Below are 16,353 nucleotides of genomic sequence, written 5' to 3'. Positions count from 1 at the left end.
TCAGCTCCCTTGATTCGATTCGTCGGTATTCTTGTCGAGGAGGTCGCCCAGCTGATCCAGGCGATGCTCCCAATTCATCCAACGTTCGAGGATCACTTTTTCTTGGCTCTTTTTCATCATTTCTAATAATTTTGTAAAATCTTCAACCGTCACTGGTTGTTTCAAAAGCATGAGTTCGGACACGGATTCCAATCCGGCCAAAAGCTTTTGTTGCATCTGGATCGTTTCTTTTAGACGGGCGATTTGCAGCGACACAATTTGCAGCGGACTAAAATGGCCGCCGGTTACTACGGACTTAATCTCCTCAAGCGATAAGCCTAGCTCTTTTAAGGACAAAATTTGCTGCAGTCTCGATAGGTCGGCCTGGTTATACAGCCTGTGCCCCGAATCGGAATGCGCCGAAGGAGAAAACAGGCCAATCTGATCGTAAAATCTCAATGTTCGTAATGTGAGTCCTGTGAGCTTAGCAAGATCTCCGACTTTCCAAAGCTGCTCCATAATCACCTCTTTTTGTGCTGCGCATCTATTTGCCGGCAACTATACTATAAAACATGACGTTACGTCAGGTGCAAGTGTTATCTCTTGTAACGGAAAAAATATAACGAAATGGCCCTAACATAACGTTATGCTAGGGCCTTTTGTATTTCTAAATCACTCCAATTACATTTAAAAACACGATCATAATTGCAATTGGTGCTATATAGCGAAGTAAGAATAACCATAATACGAATAATTTATAGCCTTTATTTTTACTTACTTCCAATTCTCTCATTAATACATCTTTCTTCATTTTTAACGGTACAAAGATCGCAACTAATAATACACCGAGTGGCATAAGAACATTACTTACTGTAAAGTCTGCTAAATCAAAGACGGTTTTGCCAAATAATTTCACATCGCTTAATACGCCATATGATAGCGCCGATGGAATCCCTACAACAAAGATTAGTAATCCAACAATCAGTGCCGTTTTTTCCCGTTTTCCGCTCCCTTTTTTCGTTAAAGAGGCAACGCTAATTTCCAACATCGAAATTGCGGATGTTATCGTTGCAAAGAAAAATAGTAACAGGAAAATAATGAAGAATAGTTTTCCGAATGCCATTTTGCTGAAAATCGCTGGCAATACAATAAATAATAGACCTGGCCCTTGAGATGGTTCCATTCCAAATGCGAATACAACCGGGAAAATAGCAAGTCCAGCAAGCAATGTAATCACAAGCGTTAAACCGACGATAGAAAATGCGGAACGCGGTAAACTTTCTTCTTTCGGTAAGTATGAGCTATACGTTACCATGACTCCTACACCGACAGATAATGAGAAGAACGATTGCCCCATCGCATATAACACAATTTCAGATGTTACATGTGAGAAATCTGGTTGTAAGAAGAAACGAACTCCTTCTCCGGCACCATCTAATGTAAGTGCTCGAACAATTAATACAAAGAATAAAACAAATAGTGCGGGCATGAAATATTTATTTACTTTTTCAACACCGTTTTGCACACCTTTACTTACGATAAAAATAGTAATAAGAATAAATAATAGCTGTGCTCCAACCGCCAAATATGGATTGGAAATGATTTCACCAAAAGTTGCTTCGTACGCGCCATTTCCTTCCCATAGTCTGCCTGTAATTGCGTTCCACAAATATAATAGAATCCATCCTCCTACAACACTGTAGAATGAAAGCAATATGAAGCAGGTTACAATCCCTAATTTACCGACCCACGGCCATAGCGTCTTAGGAGCAATATCTCTATATGCCTCAACAGCCTCTTTTTGTGCACTTCTTCCAATTACAAATTCCGCCAATAATAACGGTAAACCTATTAATAAAGTGAAACCGATGAAAATAAGAAAGAACGCGCCACCGCCTCCAATACCGGCCATATACGGGAACTTCCAAATCGCGCCAAGACCAATTGCAGAACCTGCTGCAGCTAAAATGAAACCTAATTTCGATGTCCATTGCTGTGAATCCATCTCTTTATCTCCTCTCTGCTTCTTCTGTTTCTTTGTCTATTACGATTCGGTCTTTATTCAAATTGTTCTATCGTGGATCCTTTCTCATACAACCACTTCCTTTCAAATAAAAAACGTCCCTACGTAAATACGTAGGGACGATGAAATATCGCGGTACCACCCTAGTTGTGAAGATACAACAAGAGTAAGACCTAAATAAAAACGTCCCTACGCAAATACGTAGGGACGATAAAATATCGCGGTACCACCCTAGTTATGAAGATACAACAAAAGTAAGACCTGAATAAAAAACGTCCCTACGTAAATACGTAGGGACGATATATATATCGCGGTACCACCCTAGTTGTGAACAAAATTCTTCACCACTTTATTTGATAACGGTATTCACTACCGTCTTTCATTTCCTCACAAGTGAGATTTATGAAAGATGCTCCAGGACGAACTTCATGAATAATCTATATGCTGATTCACACCAACCATCAGCTCTCTGAGATAGGGAGATTTCCACTACTTTATCCTTTCATAGCCCAAATATGTAGTTTTCCGAAATGGATATTAACATTTTTATCACGCATTAAAAATTGTGTCAACTAATTTTTGATTTTCTATGTATTATTTTTTGTTTTTCGCTATAAATACTTTTGAATGAACACTATTGGACTTATTTCCGTGATATTCCTTTACTTAAAATCACAAACGATTGTAATATTTAGTCAGGGAAATATTCCGAAAAAATAACTGAATCTAACTTATATTTAGTTGAGAAATTCGGATTGAAGCCGATTCAAGCAAGTAGCGAATCTGTAAGTGAAACGGCTAGAGAGCTTAAACTTAAACATGGCCTTGATAAAGTTTATCCAGTAATTTATAACGTAGATCAAAAGTTTTTAGTAAAAAGAACTTTTGATAAAGTTAGTGGGAAATTGTCAGTAAGCCACATGTGGTCAATCAACTTTGTCACTAGTAATACTGGGATAACAGTAACTGTATTTAATATCGGCAATGATTCATAACGTGGCATCATCTAAAGTAAACAACCCTTATTTTTCTGTCCAACTAAGTGTAGCTGATCCAAATGACCAAAGTATGTATGAGAGGATGAGATAATTGAATCTAATGCAACTTAAGGTGCCAGCAGGTTATGCCGTAACCTATAACAAACTCTACGATATAGATCCTATCCTTAGTGAGGGTAATGATTACCTAATTGAGAACTGGGGATTCTTCACAGAAGATTTATTACAGATCGTTAAACTGAAAATTAAAAATGGAAAATGGTACATTCCTGAAAGTGAAGACGCTTTACTCTTTGATTTAGGTTGGTACCCGGATTCAGATATAAATGGTCATTACCATTTGCAACTTGTTGATGGACAATGGAATCAAATTAAAAGCATCTCTTCAAAAGATCGATTTTTAATTAAAGTGGCACTTGAAGAATGGATGGAAGAACAACAAAAAGTGTAATTAGATCATTGTTGCGCAACTCGTAAGATCAAGTGAAAAAGTAAAGGGTGGAATCCATTGAAGCTACATTACACAGAGTCGGGAAATACAGAAGCTTCTCTCATCGTTTTCTTACATGGGGGAGGAGTGAGTGGTTGGATGTGGGCGAAGCAAATTGAATACTTTACTGATTATCATTGCTTAGTTCCGGACTTACCTGGACATGGAAAGAGTCCTTGCACAGACTTTTCTATTCATAATTGTGCTGAAGAAATATTAAATTTGATTCTAACTAAAGCACAAGGTAAAAAAGTGATTCTAATCGGATTTTCTTTAGGCGCACAAGTTGCTATGGAAATACTAAGTATGAACCCAGATATAGTAGATTATTCAATAATAAATAGTGTACTTGTCAGACCAGTTCCATTCGTTAATAAAATGATTCCACCTGCCATCCGGTTAACTTATGGGCTAACAAAAAATCGAACTTTCTCGAAGCTTCAAGCTAAACAGTTATACATTGGTGAGGAAATGTTTGAAACCTATTATAAAGAAACCAGTAACATGGATATGAACCTTCTTATTCAGATTTTAGAAGAAAACATGTCTTTTCGTATACCAACAGATTTCAGTAAGTCTGCATCAAAGATTTTAATTACGGTTGGGGAAAAAGAGAAGAAAATGATGAGGAAATCCTTATTAGACATCGTAGATAACACAATCCATTGTAAAGGCGTTATCATACCTAATGTTGGTCATGGAGTATCTCTTGCCCAACCTGAGTTATTTAACAAGCTTGTTGAAGCCTGGATTCATGACCGAGAATTACCGTTCGGACTTACCCTTGTAAGGTAATGGATTGACAGTACTTCGAAAAGTCGTTGATTTACAGTTCAACCTGTTTTCCTACCTACGGGAGAAAGGTTTGCTTACTCAAAGAAAGGTTGGTCGCTAAAATTGCGGATATGGTTTTTATCAGGCTTTTATTACAGTAACGAGTTAATCTTTACGAGTGTATATAAGGAGAGACAAAATTGATAATTTGTTTTTACGATAATTCCGAGATTAAGGACGAACCAATTATTAATATTGATCGTGTATATTGTTTGGATTTTGAGAAATTCACTAACGATTCATGGGATAGATTGGCTGAAATTTATTCTTTGCTCCCATCTCAAATAATTATAAATCATATTGGTCAACCATGTTGGTTTGGTGAAGAAGGTAAAACTGACTTCTTTCTATGGGCATCAGTAGAGCCATCAGGGCTGCAGATTGCAGGGACTCTAAGATCAGGTGATTGGAACGAATGGGAAGGTAAATTTAATACGTACATAGCTGTGTTTCCCTTTTTTGAATGTTAGCGATTACAGGAATCGATAGGAACTCGAAGAGAGTCATGGCCTCATCTAACACCATATTTAAGTATAGAGAAGACTATTTTTCCTTGAATGTCAGATGTATAATTATGGAAGTCGTCAACCGCTTATTAACACCATCTACGCAGCGAAATTTTCCAAGAACGTCAAATCTATTAGCAAGTAACGTATAAGGGGACGAGCGGATATGAAAGGAATTACGAATGAAAGATTCGCCGTTATAAGACGTTCTTTTCCGATTTATTTATGTGTTTTATATCTAATTTTAGAGGTCGTTACGATATGGCACTTAAGTAAAGGCGATCATCCAAAAGAAGTGAACTACTTTCAAATAACTGCTGAAAACGGTGTTGTTCTTCATGTGCTGAAGACGGAGCCGAGTCGTATTTCGCTTTATAGCATAAACAACAACGTCGTGAGATCGGGAACCAATGGGATAAATGGTGGATTCTTTTGGGGAAATCTGTTGTTAAGTATCGCGGTTGTGGATGGTATGCCCGTAAGCGGAAGTCCGAAAGAATACGGATCAGGCTGGTTTAATGTCAAATATGCTCGGGGAACCATCGTTTATGATCGGGTCACAAAAATAGTCGACGTGCAACGAGCTGCAAGCGTCGATGATCTGCATATCACAGATGCTGCGAAGTTCTGGGCTCAGGGTGGAATCAGTATGAATATAAAGGACGATAGCAACTGGTACAGAATTGCGGTTCAAGAAGAAGGATTGCCGTTTCCCGATGACGAGCGCCTTCGCAGTGGTATGGTCTATGATAATTATGGGAAATTATACCTGGTTGTTACTTCTACCAAATGTACGGCAGAAAAATTTCGTACTGCGATTAAGGGAAGTATTGCCGCTGGGGAGTTGAATGAGGCCATATTTCTAGACGGGGACGGCTCTTCACAACTACTCGCTGGTAACATCGAACTGAAGGGTGACGGCCGACCGGTGGTGCAGATGATCGCGGTAAATGGAGAATAACAAGAATAACACGATCAAGGCTATCGCCCTTTGATTGTAATTTGTATAATCGTGGAAGGAATGATGACTTAGCCTAAGATAAGAGCTATCTAAGGCTGGGTCATTTCGTGTATATAAAAACGATTTCGAGAAAAGAAGAAAACTTTCCTTTAATTCGATTAGAAGTAGAAGGGAAGGTAGTATAAAATGTTGAGATATTTTTGAATTCCTTGTAATCAGAATTTAGATGAATACCTATAAAGATTATTAGAAATATAAATCTGAAGGATAGGAACTTCCAGGAGAAAAAAGAGAAGAAGGAGTTAATATAAAATGATTAACATTGCTCTGGATTTTTACGTTATAGAATGTGATGAAGAGCATTTAAATGAATGTACAAATACTATTTGTAAAGAATGTGGAGTTTCACTTGATGATGTTTGCCTTACCTCAGATCCATTTTTGGAGTCTCGTAAAGTACTACTAGAAAATGTACTATTGACAATTACACAGGGAGAAAAAGAATACAAAGAGCTAAAGAGGGATCTCAGGAAAGGTCTACTTGAAAAGATTAGCTATGAAAATGAAATGGACATAATATCAGAATATATCAGCACATTGAGTAAAAAATTAAGTTTTGAAATATTCACTTCAATTGATATGACGCAAAAGAGTGTAGAGTCAATTGAAACAATTGAAAAAGTAAGAGAGATTAATAGATTTTTTGAAGAGCTCTATAATTTACTGGGGAGAATTTCTTTGTATGAGCCATCAAAAGTGTTTCGAAATGTTTATAAAAGGTTACTTCTATCAATTATTTCTTTCAAGGAATCAGCCGTTGAACTCATAATGTCTACCGTAGCACTTAACTTAGATGATGCGAATCAACTTAAAGAGTCATCTCAAAATAAGTTAGATAATGCTGCTAATGAGATTGGTCTATTAGGCAGTATCTTTGGAGCGCGAAATATCGAGAACATAACCGAGTTGTTTCAGAATGGTGAAATGAACTACTCTGCAATATTGAGTATGGTATGGCAAACTTCTAGTGAAGGCACTATTGAAGATCGCCTTATTAATGTATGTCAAAAAACAAGATATTATTTCCGCTCAATACTTTCAAAGGATGAAGAGTACTATTCAAATGATGATTTGATAAATTTATCAATCTACAGGCACGTTGGGATAATTGCATTTGATGATGAGAGCTTCCTTAGGAAGGTTGCTATCGCATATAACTTGTACGAAAAGGCATTTGTGAAGGATGATAATTTAGTTAAAGATTTTCTTGAGCGGTACAGTAATAAATATAGATATATGTTCAGTAAGCTTAGTGAGTTATCAATCGCAATGGCATTTGTGTTTGGAAACAATCCTTCGGATCAAGTATTAATGAATAACGCTCTGAAATGGTATAAGGATTTATGTGAGGGAATATATAGAGATTCTATGACTTTCTTAATGTTGGCAAGTAATATTGAAAGAGAAAAAACTTCTGATATTGAAGAGTTGATTAATTGGACTGGTTTTGGAAATATTTGTGGACAGTTTTCTTCACTAAATAAGTTAAAACTAAACTACTTTGTTGAGGGTGTTGATAGCATAATAAGGCACTCTGAGGCCCATGTTGATTATGATATTGATATCACAAATAAGAAAGTAGTATTACGTAACAAACAACAAAAATCAAAATTTATTTCAACAAAGGAGTATGAGTTTGACGAGTTTTTTGAACAATTGAATCTTTTATCTGAAACGGTCTATTCATCAATAGCTGCTTTTACGGCATTTTTAATTAATTTCAAAGATAAAATAGAGAATGTTGATGCATTTTTCGAAAAGAAAGATGAAAAAGAACAAATCCTTGGTTTCTATAGTCTGCTTGGACTATTTGGCATTATCATTGATAGTGAAAGCAATTTCGATAATACTACTCTTGAGATATCCGGAAGATTTATGGGAGAAGCTGAAACTTTTTCATTTGAGTCAATTAGTGCAATATTCGTGCCTTTAGTTCAGGCAAAACCCTATATCACAAATGTAAAACTCGAAGTAAGTGATCGGGATGCTATAAAAATTGGATATATTCAAGTTCGTACTGATTATATGTTGAATTCACTAAATGAAAGTGGGATAAAAAAAGATTGTTGGATATTAATGTATATGCTAACAACCAAAATAGAGAGTGTTTTCAATATAACTTCTGCTGAAGACGAAAGTAAAGATAATAGATTTCTTACAGGTATTCATAAACTAATATATCCTGTATGGAAAGATATCGTAGATGAGAAAAATCGTACTTTTCGAACAGGTCAAGCTAATCAATTAGTATTTGGGGCGATAATGGATAAGACAAAATTTATTGAAATGATAATAGACGAATACATAGTCCATTCAGATGAAAAATGGCTAATAGAATACGTTAAATCAATTTTTAATAATACTAGTAAAGCATTATATGAAATAATGAACTATGGTACGAGTTTAAATAAACAATTAGATAAATCATTCATAGTAATCTCTAAAGAAATGCTCAATGTTGGGCATTGTTTCGATTATTTATCAGGCAAGATTAGTAGTAAGGAATTATTTATTAATTATACAGAGGCTGGGAATCGGATGTATAAAAATGTGAAAGTTAACGAACCTTGTCCATGTGGTAGTGGCAATAAGTATAAGAAATGTTGCAGGAAATATGAATTAATGAAATAGAATCACACATAATTGTACTACGTTGCGAGATCTAACTTCGCCTCAATCTTTCAAGAGCTTATATAAGGAATAGAAAGTCTAAAGCGAGAAACGGCTGTTAAAGACTATTCGTGAATCTGTCGCGATGCCGATCCCCACTTTTTTTATAACTTTTTGAAATCAACTGATAATCTTAAACATTTAATTTCGTTTTGATAATCCATTTGGTGATATGTTGAATTTATTTGAAGCATTAGAAAAGCAAAAAAAGCTTGTACATATTCATGGTGTTGTATATAGAAAGATTCTTCAGAATGAGGAATCATGTTGAATAATCAATCATTTGAAGGATGAATGCAGTATGGACACTTTAGGTATTTGGTCGTCAGGGAAATTTTTTTATGATTGTTTTGAGGACAGTGTAGTTGTTTTTACAGGGACGGACATTGGTTATATCATGTTTTTCAATCTTGTATGTGAGGATATTATCGTGTTTAAGCATCGAAAAGATGCTGACGCTGAGTATATAAGTACACGATTTGAATGTTCCTTCATGGACGGAAAACATACGCATATCGAAAGAGTGAAGCAAGAAGAGAAGTTTACATATAAGCAATATAAAGAAGGGATTTATACTGGGGAAGTTGTAGAAGTTATTGAATTTGATAAGCCGGTCATTATGGATGATTCTAGATTCGGTCTTGAAACCCGAGATTTAGAATCGTATCGTATATTACTAACAATTCAGCAAAGACTTCAGTTAATACCAGAGGAATATAGAGCTCTTTTATAGTAAAGTAAATGTAATCTAGGAACAGTGAGGACATGAAGATGACGAAGAAGCTATATTATGAATCCGCCTATATCCGGGAGTGGAAGACTCAAATCACTCGCAGAGTGGAGCGGGAGGATGGAACTTATCTGGTATTAAATGAGACAGCCTTTTATCCACACGGCGGGGGACAGCCCAGTGATCTGGGGTGGATCAATAAAATTCCGGTTCTTGATGTCGTTCTCGAGGAAGGGGAAATTCTGCACAAAGTCGAGAGTAATCCTGAGGTGGAGGAGGTCGACTGCCGATTGAATTGGGATAGAAGGTTCGACCATATGCAGCAACATAGCGGCCAGCATCTGCTGTCAGCTATGTGTCTGGAAGCATGCCAGGCGGAGACGCTCAGCTTCCACCTAGGTGAGGATTATGCCACGATTGATGTTGCCCGACCTGATTTGCCGAAGGATCAGCTTATGATGTTGGAACTGGAGGTTAATGATCAGATTTACCTGAATCGCAAGGTAACGAATTATGTTGTGACTCAGGAGCAAGCGGCCGAGCTGCCACTAGTGAAGCAGCCGAAAGTAACCGATCATATTCGAATCGTTGAAATCGAAGGTATCGAATATAACGCTTGTGGCGGCACACACGTCTCAGCAACAGGTGAGATTGGAATGATCAAGCTGTTGAGAGCTGAGAAGCAGAAGGGGCATATGCGTATCTATTTTAAGTGTGGATACCGTGCGTTGAACGAATTTAATGCCGGTGTGGAGATTCTCGGCAGTCTAGCGGCCCGATTCAATACGGGAAAGGAAGAGATCTTGGATCGGATTGAAAAATGGGATCAGGAGCAGAAACAGCTGCAAGCTGAATTGAATGCGGTGAAGGCTGAGAATGATGCTTATCTGGCTGAGAAGCTGTTGGCAGACCGTCAGGGAAGCTTAGTTAAGCATGTATTCACGGATAAGATGCTGAAGGACATGCAGAACTTGGCTGCTAAGCTCACCGAACAAGGTGACGTTATCGTGCTTTTCATGTCCAACTCTGATCATAAGGTACTGCTCGCCCGAGGAGGAGAGGATGGTCTTGCCTGCGGTGCCTTCTTCAAACAGCATTTGGCTGATTATCGCGGCAAAGGAGGAGGCAGCGACAAGATGGCACAGGCTGGATTTGCCACTCGAGAGGATGCAGAGGCTTTTTATCAATTTGCAGCAGAGTCACTATAAGGGAAATAGATTTGTTTTAAACAGACAACACGCGGCCCAGCCTAAGATACCAGCTATCTAAAGCTGGGTTGCGACGTATTTACACCTGTCATCGAGAGCATTGACTAGCAAATACATAAAATGTTCAAGCCAATGAAAAGGGACGATTCAAATTGAAAATAGTAAAATTAGAGATATTGTTGTTATCTATGCTTTTTCTGCTGGTTGGCTGTACGACAAATGTCGAGCAAGAATTAACGAAAGAAGAAGCGATTCGATTGGCCATAGAAGGCGAAAACCAGTTATCGACGATTGTTGTATTTGGCCAGATGGATCGTAATAAAGCGTTAGATCCCAGGTGTGATAGCTTTCAATCAGAAGATCACTACTTTACTTATATTTGTGATGCGACAACTGAAGCGGACATTAGAAACAAGCTGGATCCATTTTACACTCCGAAGTATATTGAAGAAATCATGGGAAATTTCCGTATACAACATGATAAAAACGGAGTTCTGGCAGAACTATTCGACGGAGGTTACTCCCAAAAATCAAAGGATTCTATACGCAAAGTTACCATCGAACAGAATGCGAACAGAACAAAAGCAATTCTCGATATGTATGTAGGCTTGGACGGAGAAAGAGACGTCAATACATCAAAAGTAGAATATGAATATGTACAAAACGCAGGCTGGAGGATTGCATCGAACGGTTTATTATTCTCAGAAATGAAGCAATAATAGGGCAGAAAACTCCCATCATGTTTTTGATCATACAATCGAAAGCTCTGCTTAAGAGGATGGTTAATGTTTAATACCATTGTCCCCCAAGAGCTCTTCATTACGAACATGAGGTTTGCAAGTGGATGGCAGATCAATCGCCTAACACAATATTCGCATGCGGGCAATGCGGCCCTTGATCTCTAGCAGATGTTTCGTAGAAGCCTTCATCAAGCAGATACGTACATTAACCTGTGTCGGTGATTTGAAGATTAAATATCGTTAAGCTTGAACATAAATGTCGGCGGCTCGTGCCTTTAAGGTACGGGCTTTCTTTGTGTTACTTTCGTTTTTCTGGAATGAAGCTGTTCATAACTCATATTTTGGATTGGTCAATGCACATTTTGGGTATTGATCATAAACTTTACAATTATGTCAAAAAAACAACAATTCGTATTGTGTTACAAAAAATTAACGGATTTCGACATGATTCTTAATAATTCCTTTATATAATTACAAAAGGTACCATTTGTCGCCACGATTCGGGCGACAAGGTGCCAGCAAATTGAAGGGAAGGAAGTGATGACTTCCGTCTTGAATAGAGCGTCATTGATTATGAATTCAATAACTGTACTGTATGTGAGGAAACAGAGTAAGTGAACACGTAAAAAATCATATTCGGAAAGGGATGGTTTACTTGTCAAGTAAAACATTTATCAAAACAATTCCGTTGTCAAAGGGACAAATCCCGCTTTTATCGCATGATTCGATGTTTCCAAACAACACTTGCTACAATGAATCGTTTGCGTGGCATATTTATTCAAAGCTGGATATAGAAACTGTACAAAATGCTTTTATTGAATTCGTAAAACGTCATGAATGTTACCGAACTGTCTTTATAATGGAAGAAGAGCCTGTGCAAAAAGTGTATAGCGAACCAGTTCTCGATTTCAAGTCAATCGCAGTAGGGGACTGGGGAGAGTCGGCAGTTAACCAGTACCTGTTGGCAGAGTCTCAGGAGAGTTTTGACCTGAGCAATGGGCCATTGTTTAAAGTCAGGTTGCTGTGTTTTAGCGAGGAACATTATGTGCTGTACATCGTACTCCATCATATTGTTTTTGACGGCTGGTCTTTATCTCTGATATTAGATGAGTTTGGTTTATTGTATAAACGTTTATATAACGGAGATCTGCAAGAGAATACCCAACTGCAATGCGTGGAGTTCTCGTATTCGGATTTTGTCAGTTGGCAGGAAAGCCTGTTACAGAGCGAAGCTGGGCAAACATCAGCGCAGTTCTGGAAACATAAACTATCAGGCGAACTTCCTGTGCTGGAACTGCCAACTGATAAGAAGCGTCCGCCTGTTCCTGCTTTTGCCGGAGGACTGGCGCCTTTTGCCTTGGAGGCAAAAACGAGCGAGAAGCTGTCTGCATTTTGCAACAAAGTAGACAAGTCTTTGAATCGCGTGTTATTAGCTCTCTACTCTGCTTTTTTACATCGGTTATCGGGGCAAAACGAAATTATCGTTGGAACGCCCAGATACGGTAGAAAGAATCGAAATTTCCATCATTCTTGTGGTTACTTTGTGAATTTACTTCCAATTCGGATGCGTTTTAGTGAAAATGACTCTTTTAAACAATTGCTTCTGCAAGTACAAGAAGAATTAACGGATTGTACCAATCATCAGGATTATCCCTTCTCGCTTATGGTTAGCGAAAACAGTCTTCAGCGTGATATGAGTATTCCAGCGGTTTTCCAAGCGGGGTTTGTATTGCAAAAAGCTTGCAAGCAAGATGCGGCTATTTTTCTAGGCAATGCTACAAATGTTTTCGATTTGCACGGGCTAAAGCTCGCTCCGTTTCCTTTGGATAAGAAGGTCTCCAAATTCGATCTGACTTTATTTGTTGAACAGGAAAGTAATGGAACGTTTGCAGCGAATTTTGAATATAATAAAGATATTTTTCATGAAGATTCAATTCAAAGATGGATTCGTCATTTTGATCATTTTATTCAAACGGTTCTGGATAATGCTGAAGAAAGAATGGCTGACATTCGTCTTTTATCTCAGGATGAGGAGCAGCAGCAACTGGTGGCATGGAACCGGACGAAGACGGCGTATCCACGGGATCAGGTGATTCAGGAGCTGTTCGAGGAACAGGCAGCGGCACGGCCGGAAGCGGTGGCTGTCGTTGACGAAGAGCGCCAGCTGACGTATGGGGAACTGAATGCGCGGGCTAACCAACTGGCACACTGTTTGCGAAAGAAAGGTGTGAAGCCGGAGACGCTGGTTGGAATCTGCATGGAACGCTCGGCGGATCTGATCGTCGGGATCATGGGGATCCTGAAAGTTGGGGGCGCGTATGTGCCGATGGATCCGTCGTATCCGCAGCAGCGTCTGACTTACATGGCCCACGATGCAGGAATTGAGTTTCTGGTGACCCAGAGCGAGGCAAGCGGATGGGTGCAAGAGCCTATCACGCGCATCTCTCTGGACAGCGCTGCCGATCAGAAGATGCTGTCACAGGAGTGCGATCGGAATCCGCCGATCATGACGACACCGCAAAACGCAGCTTACGTCATGTATACGTCAGGATCTACCGGAAACCCGAAAGGCGTCGTTGTAGAACAGCGGAACGTGGTTCGTCTGGTAAAACAAGCGGGCTACATCCCTTTCAGCGCCGAAGATAGAATGGCTCAAACCGGTGCGATCGGGTTCGATGCCAGCACGTTTGAAGTGTTCGGCGCGCTGCTGAACGGAGGATCGCTGTATCCTATCCCAAGGGAAACGTTGCTGGATGCGCCCGCGCTGGCGGCATTTGTACATCGTCATAAGTTGACGACGATGTGGCTGACATCTCCATTGTTCAACCAGCTCGTTCAAAAAGACGCTGCTATGTTCGCGGGTCTTCAGCATCTCATCATCGGCGGGGATGCGTTGTCGCCGGTTCATGTCAATCAGGTGCTGCGTGCTTCTCCAGAATTGTCGCTGTGGAACGGGTACGGTCCGACCGAGAATACGACGTTCTCCACGTGTTTCTTGATTGACCGTGCGTATGAGGAACAGATCCCTATCGGTAAACCGATCGGCAACTCAACGGCGTATGTGGTCAATCAGCACAATCACTTAAATCCTGTCGGCGTGCCGGGGGAGCTTTGTCTGGGCGGAGACGGCGTTGCGCGCGGGTATTTGAACCAGCCTGACCTGACAGCGGACAAATTCGTGTCCAATCCGTTCGTTGCGGGTGAGCGCATGTACCGGACAGGGGATTGGGTGAAGTGGATGCCCGATGGGAATCTGGTTTATTTAGGGCGGATGGACAAACAGGTGAAAATCAGAGGATTCCGGATCGAAGTTGGTGAGATTGAGGCGATTCTCAACCAACATCCGACTCTGCGGCAGGCGACCGTCGTCGTGCGGGAAGACAGGCCCGGGGAAAAGCAACTGGCGGCGTATCTGGTCGGAGAAGGCAGCGTGCAGGAATGGCGGGCCTACCTGAGCGAGCGATTGCCAAGCTATATGGTGCCAACGTTTTTTGTGCAACTTGATAGTTTACCGATAACGCCGAACGGGAAAATCGATACGAGGGCGCTGCCGATTCCGACAGTGTCGTCGTGGAGTCACGAGGACTATGCGGCACCGCAAACGCCAGCGGAGGAGCTTGTTGCGGCGGTATGGAGCCAGCTGCTTGGCGTGGAAAGGATCGGTATCTATGATTCCTTCTTTGATTTGGGAGGCCACTCGCTGCTGGCGACGCAAGCGGTTTCGCGTCTGCGCGAGGTGTTCGGCGTGGAGGTGGCGGTGCGCGACCTGTTCCAACACCCGACGATCGAAAGCTTATCCCGTCGATTAACGCTGTTAGCGCAAGGGGGAGAAGGGGCGAAGCGACCGCCGATTCAAGCGGTGGAACGAGGCGTAAATATGCCAGCATCGTATGCCCAGCAGCGGCTCTGGTTCCTCGATCAACTGGAACCGAACAGTCCGCTGTACAATATTCCATGCGCATGGCGGTTACAGGGAGCCTGGAAGCTGGACGCGTTGGAACAAGCCTACCATGCGCTGATTCAGCGTCATGAAGCGCTGCGCACCGTCATTGGCGAGGCGAACGGCGAGCCGGTGCAGATCATTCGCGAACACAAGCCCGAGCGTCTGCCAGTGACGGATCTTCGCTATCTGGCAAGCGAGGACAGAGAGTGCGAGATGAAGTCGCTCATGCAAGCGGAGGCAGACAAGCCCTTCCAACTGGCCGAGGGGCCGTTAATCCGGGCGCAGGCCATCGCGATGGGAGAGAACGATTGGGTGCTGCTGTGCACGCTGCACCATATCATATTTGACGGATGGTCGCTGGACATTTTCGTCCGGGAATGGCTCGCGCTGTATGAGGCGTTTGCGAGAGAGCAGCCAGCGGCATTGGCGCCGCTATCCTTGCAATATGCCGACTACGCGCATTGGCAGCGGAGCTGGATGAGCGAAGACGTGATGAACCGTCAGTTGGCGTACTGGGAGGAAGAGCTGGGCGGGGAGCTGCCTGTGCTGCAGCTGCCGACGGATCGTCCGCGTCCGGCGCAGCAAAGCTACCGGGGAGAGCGGTATGAAACTGATCTTCCGGCCGCTTTGCTCGTCAAGCTAAAAGCGCTCAGCCGTCAAGAGGGAGCGACGTTATTCATGACGCTGCTCGCCGCCTACCAAGGATTCCTCTCCCGCTATACGGGACAGACGGATATCGCCGTCGGCAGTCCGATTGCGAACCGGCATTACGGGGAAATCGAGGGGATGATCGGATTTTTTGTCAACACCCTTGTGTACCGTGTGAATGTGTCAGCCAATCCAAGCTTCCGGGAGTTAGTGTCGCAAGTGCGCGGGAAAGCATGGAAAGCTCAGGAGCATCAGGACATCCCGTTTGAGAAGATCGTGGCGGCGCTGCAGCCGGAGCGGTCGGCGAGCTATGCGCCATTGTTTCAGACGATGTTTACGCTGCAAAGCCGTCCGAGCGAGCTGCCGATGGACTCGGAACGCCGGATGGATACGATAAGCAGCTTTATGTCGGTCTCGAAGTTTGACTTGACGCTCGGAGTGCAAGAAGCCGAAGAGGGGATGCGCATCAGCTTCGAATACAGCACGGACTTGTTCGACGCGTCAACCATCGAGCGGATGGCGGCACACTTCGAGCGATGGCTGCATGAAGTGGCGGAGCATCC

Annotated in this window: 12 protein-coding genes and 1 other annotated feature; of the genes, 10 read left to right on the top strand and 2 right to left on the bottom strand. The window is 41.5% G+C overall.

What is annotated here, in order from left to right:
• Together BP95_RS0109770 and BP95_RS0109765 are read right to left on the bottom strand one after the other, a co-directional pair.
• The gene (locus tag BP95_RS0109770; protein WP_021255878.1) at nucleotides 1-498 is read right to left on the bottom strand and encodes a MerR family transcriptional regulator; all 498 of its coding nucleotides are present in this window, start codon (nucleotides 496-498) and stop codon (nucleotides 1-3) included.
• Between the two features lie 148 nt (nucleotides 499-646).
• Complete coding sequence (locus tag BP95_RS0109765) at nucleotides 647-1,984, bottom strand: sodium-dependent transporter (RefSeq protein WP_021255879.1); 1,338 nt, start codon at nucleotides 1,982-1,984, stop codon at nucleotides 647-649.
• A gap of 307 nt (nucleotides 1,985-2,291) precedes the next feature.
• Nucleotides 2,292-2,517, bottom strand: a binding site (T-box leader).
• Between the two features lie 240 nt (nucleotides 2,518-2,757).
• On the opposite strand from BP95_RS0109765, the gene BP95_RS32985 reads away from it, so the two are divergent.
• The 10 genes from BP95_RS32985 to BP95_RS0109715 all read left to right on the top strand — a co-directional run.
• Nucleotides 2,758-2,997, top strand: coding sequence for a hypothetical protein (locus BP95_RS32985; RefSeq protein ID WP_155987220.1), 240 nt, complete (start codon nucleotides 2,758-2,760; stop codon nucleotides 2,995-2,997).
• Nucleotides 2,998-3,100: 103 nt separating this feature from the next.
• A complete protein-coding gene (locus BP95_RS0109760) occupies nucleotides 3,101-3,451 on the top strand; it encodes a hypothetical protein (RefSeq protein WP_231515085.1) in 351 nt (116 codons plus the stop codon).
• Nucleotides 3,452-3,508: 57 nt separating this feature from the next.
• Nucleotides 3,509-4,285 (top strand): alpha/beta fold hydrolase, encoded by a 777-nt coding sequence (locus tag BP95_RS0109755; RefSeq protein ID WP_028532031.1) that lies wholly within the window; start codon nucleotides 3,509-3,511, stop codon nucleotides 4,283-4,285.
• A gap of 179 nt (nucleotides 4,286-4,464) precedes the next feature.
• Nucleotides 4,465-4,794, top strand: coding sequence for a hypothetical protein (locus tag BP95_RS0109750; protein WP_051614040.1), 330 nt, complete (start codon nucleotides 4,465-4,467; stop codon nucleotides 4,792-4,794).
• 202 nt (nucleotides 4,795-4,996) lie between these two features.
• A complete protein-coding gene (locus BP95_RS0109745) occupies nucleotides 4,997-5,791 on the top strand; it encodes a hypothetical protein (protein WP_036666922.1) in 795 nt (264 codons plus the stop codon).
• 312 nt (nucleotides 5,792-6,103) lie between these two features.
• The gene (locus BP95_RS30000; protein WP_036666921.1) at nucleotides 6,104-8,482 is read left to right on the top strand and encodes a YecA family protein; all 2,379 of its coding nucleotides are present in this window, start codon (nucleotides 6,104-6,106) and stop codon (nucleotides 8,480-8,482) included.
• Between the two features lie 340 nt (nucleotides 8,483-8,822).
• Nucleotides 8,823-9,254, top strand: coding sequence for a hypothetical protein (locus BP95_RS0109735; RefSeq protein ID WP_028532028.1), 432 nt, complete (start codon nucleotides 8,823-8,825; stop codon nucleotides 9,252-9,254).
• 38 nt (nucleotides 9,255-9,292) lie between these two features.
• Nucleotides 9,293-10,459 carry an alanyl-tRNA editing protein gene (locus BP95_RS0109730; RefSeq protein ID WP_028532027.1) on the top strand — a complete coding sequence of 389 codons (1,167 nt, stop codon included), beginning with the start codon at nucleotides 9,293-9,295 and terminating at the stop codon, nucleotides 10,457-10,459.
• A gap of 152 nt (nucleotides 10,460-10,611) precedes the next feature.
• Nucleotides 10,612-11,178: a DL-endopeptidase inhibitor IseA family protein gene (locus BP95_RS0109725; RefSeq protein WP_036666920.1), complete on the top strand. Its 567-nt coding sequence runs from the start codon at nucleotides 10,612-10,614 to the stop codon at nucleotides 11,176-11,178.
• 667 nt (nucleotides 11,179-11,845) lie between these two features.
• A partial coding sequence (locus BP95_RS0109715) for a non-ribosomal peptide synthetase (RefSeq protein WP_036666927.1) occupies nucleotides 11,846-16,353 on the top strand: 4,508 nt, incomplete at its 3' end.

Source organism: Paenibacillus sp. UNC217MF (genome assembly GCF_000686865.1).
Classification (GTDB): Bacteria; Bacillota; Bacilli; order Paenibacillales; family Paenibacillaceae; genus Paenibacillus_B; species Paenibacillus_B suaedae.
The sequence above is the reverse complement of the archived record's forward strand: the minus strand, read 5'-3'. Positions and strand labels throughout refer to the sequence as shown.

Bases quoted from the DNA above. Each gene is read 5' to 3' on its own strand.
- BP95_RS0109770 (WP_021255878.1), bottom strand. From the start codon at position 498: ATGGAGCAGCTTTGGAAAGTCGGAGATCTTGCTAAGCTCACAGGACTC.
- BP95_RS0109765 (WP_021255879.1), bottom strand. From the start codon at position 1,984: ATGGATTCACAGCAATGGACATCGAAATTAGGTTTCATTTTAGCTGCA.
- BP95_RS0109760 (WP_231515085.1), top strand. From the start codon at position 3,101: ATGCAACTTAAGGTGCCAGCAGGTTATGCCGTAACCTATAACAAACTC.
- BP95_RS0109745 (WP_036666922.1), top strand. From the start codon at position 4,997: ATGAAAGGAATTACGAATGAAAGATTCGCCGTTATAAGACGTTCTTTT.
- BP95_RS30000 (WP_036666921.1), top strand. From the start codon at position 6,104: ATGATTAACATTGCTCTGGATTTTTACGTTATAGAATGTGATGAAGAG.
- BP95_RS0109735 (WP_028532028.1), top strand. From the start codon at position 8,823: ATGGACACTTTAGGTATTTGGTCGTCAGGGAAATTTTTTTATGATTGT.
- BP95_RS0109730 (WP_028532027.1), top strand. From the start codon at position 9,293: ATGACGAAGAAGCTATATTATGAATCCGCCTATATCCGGGAGTGGAAG.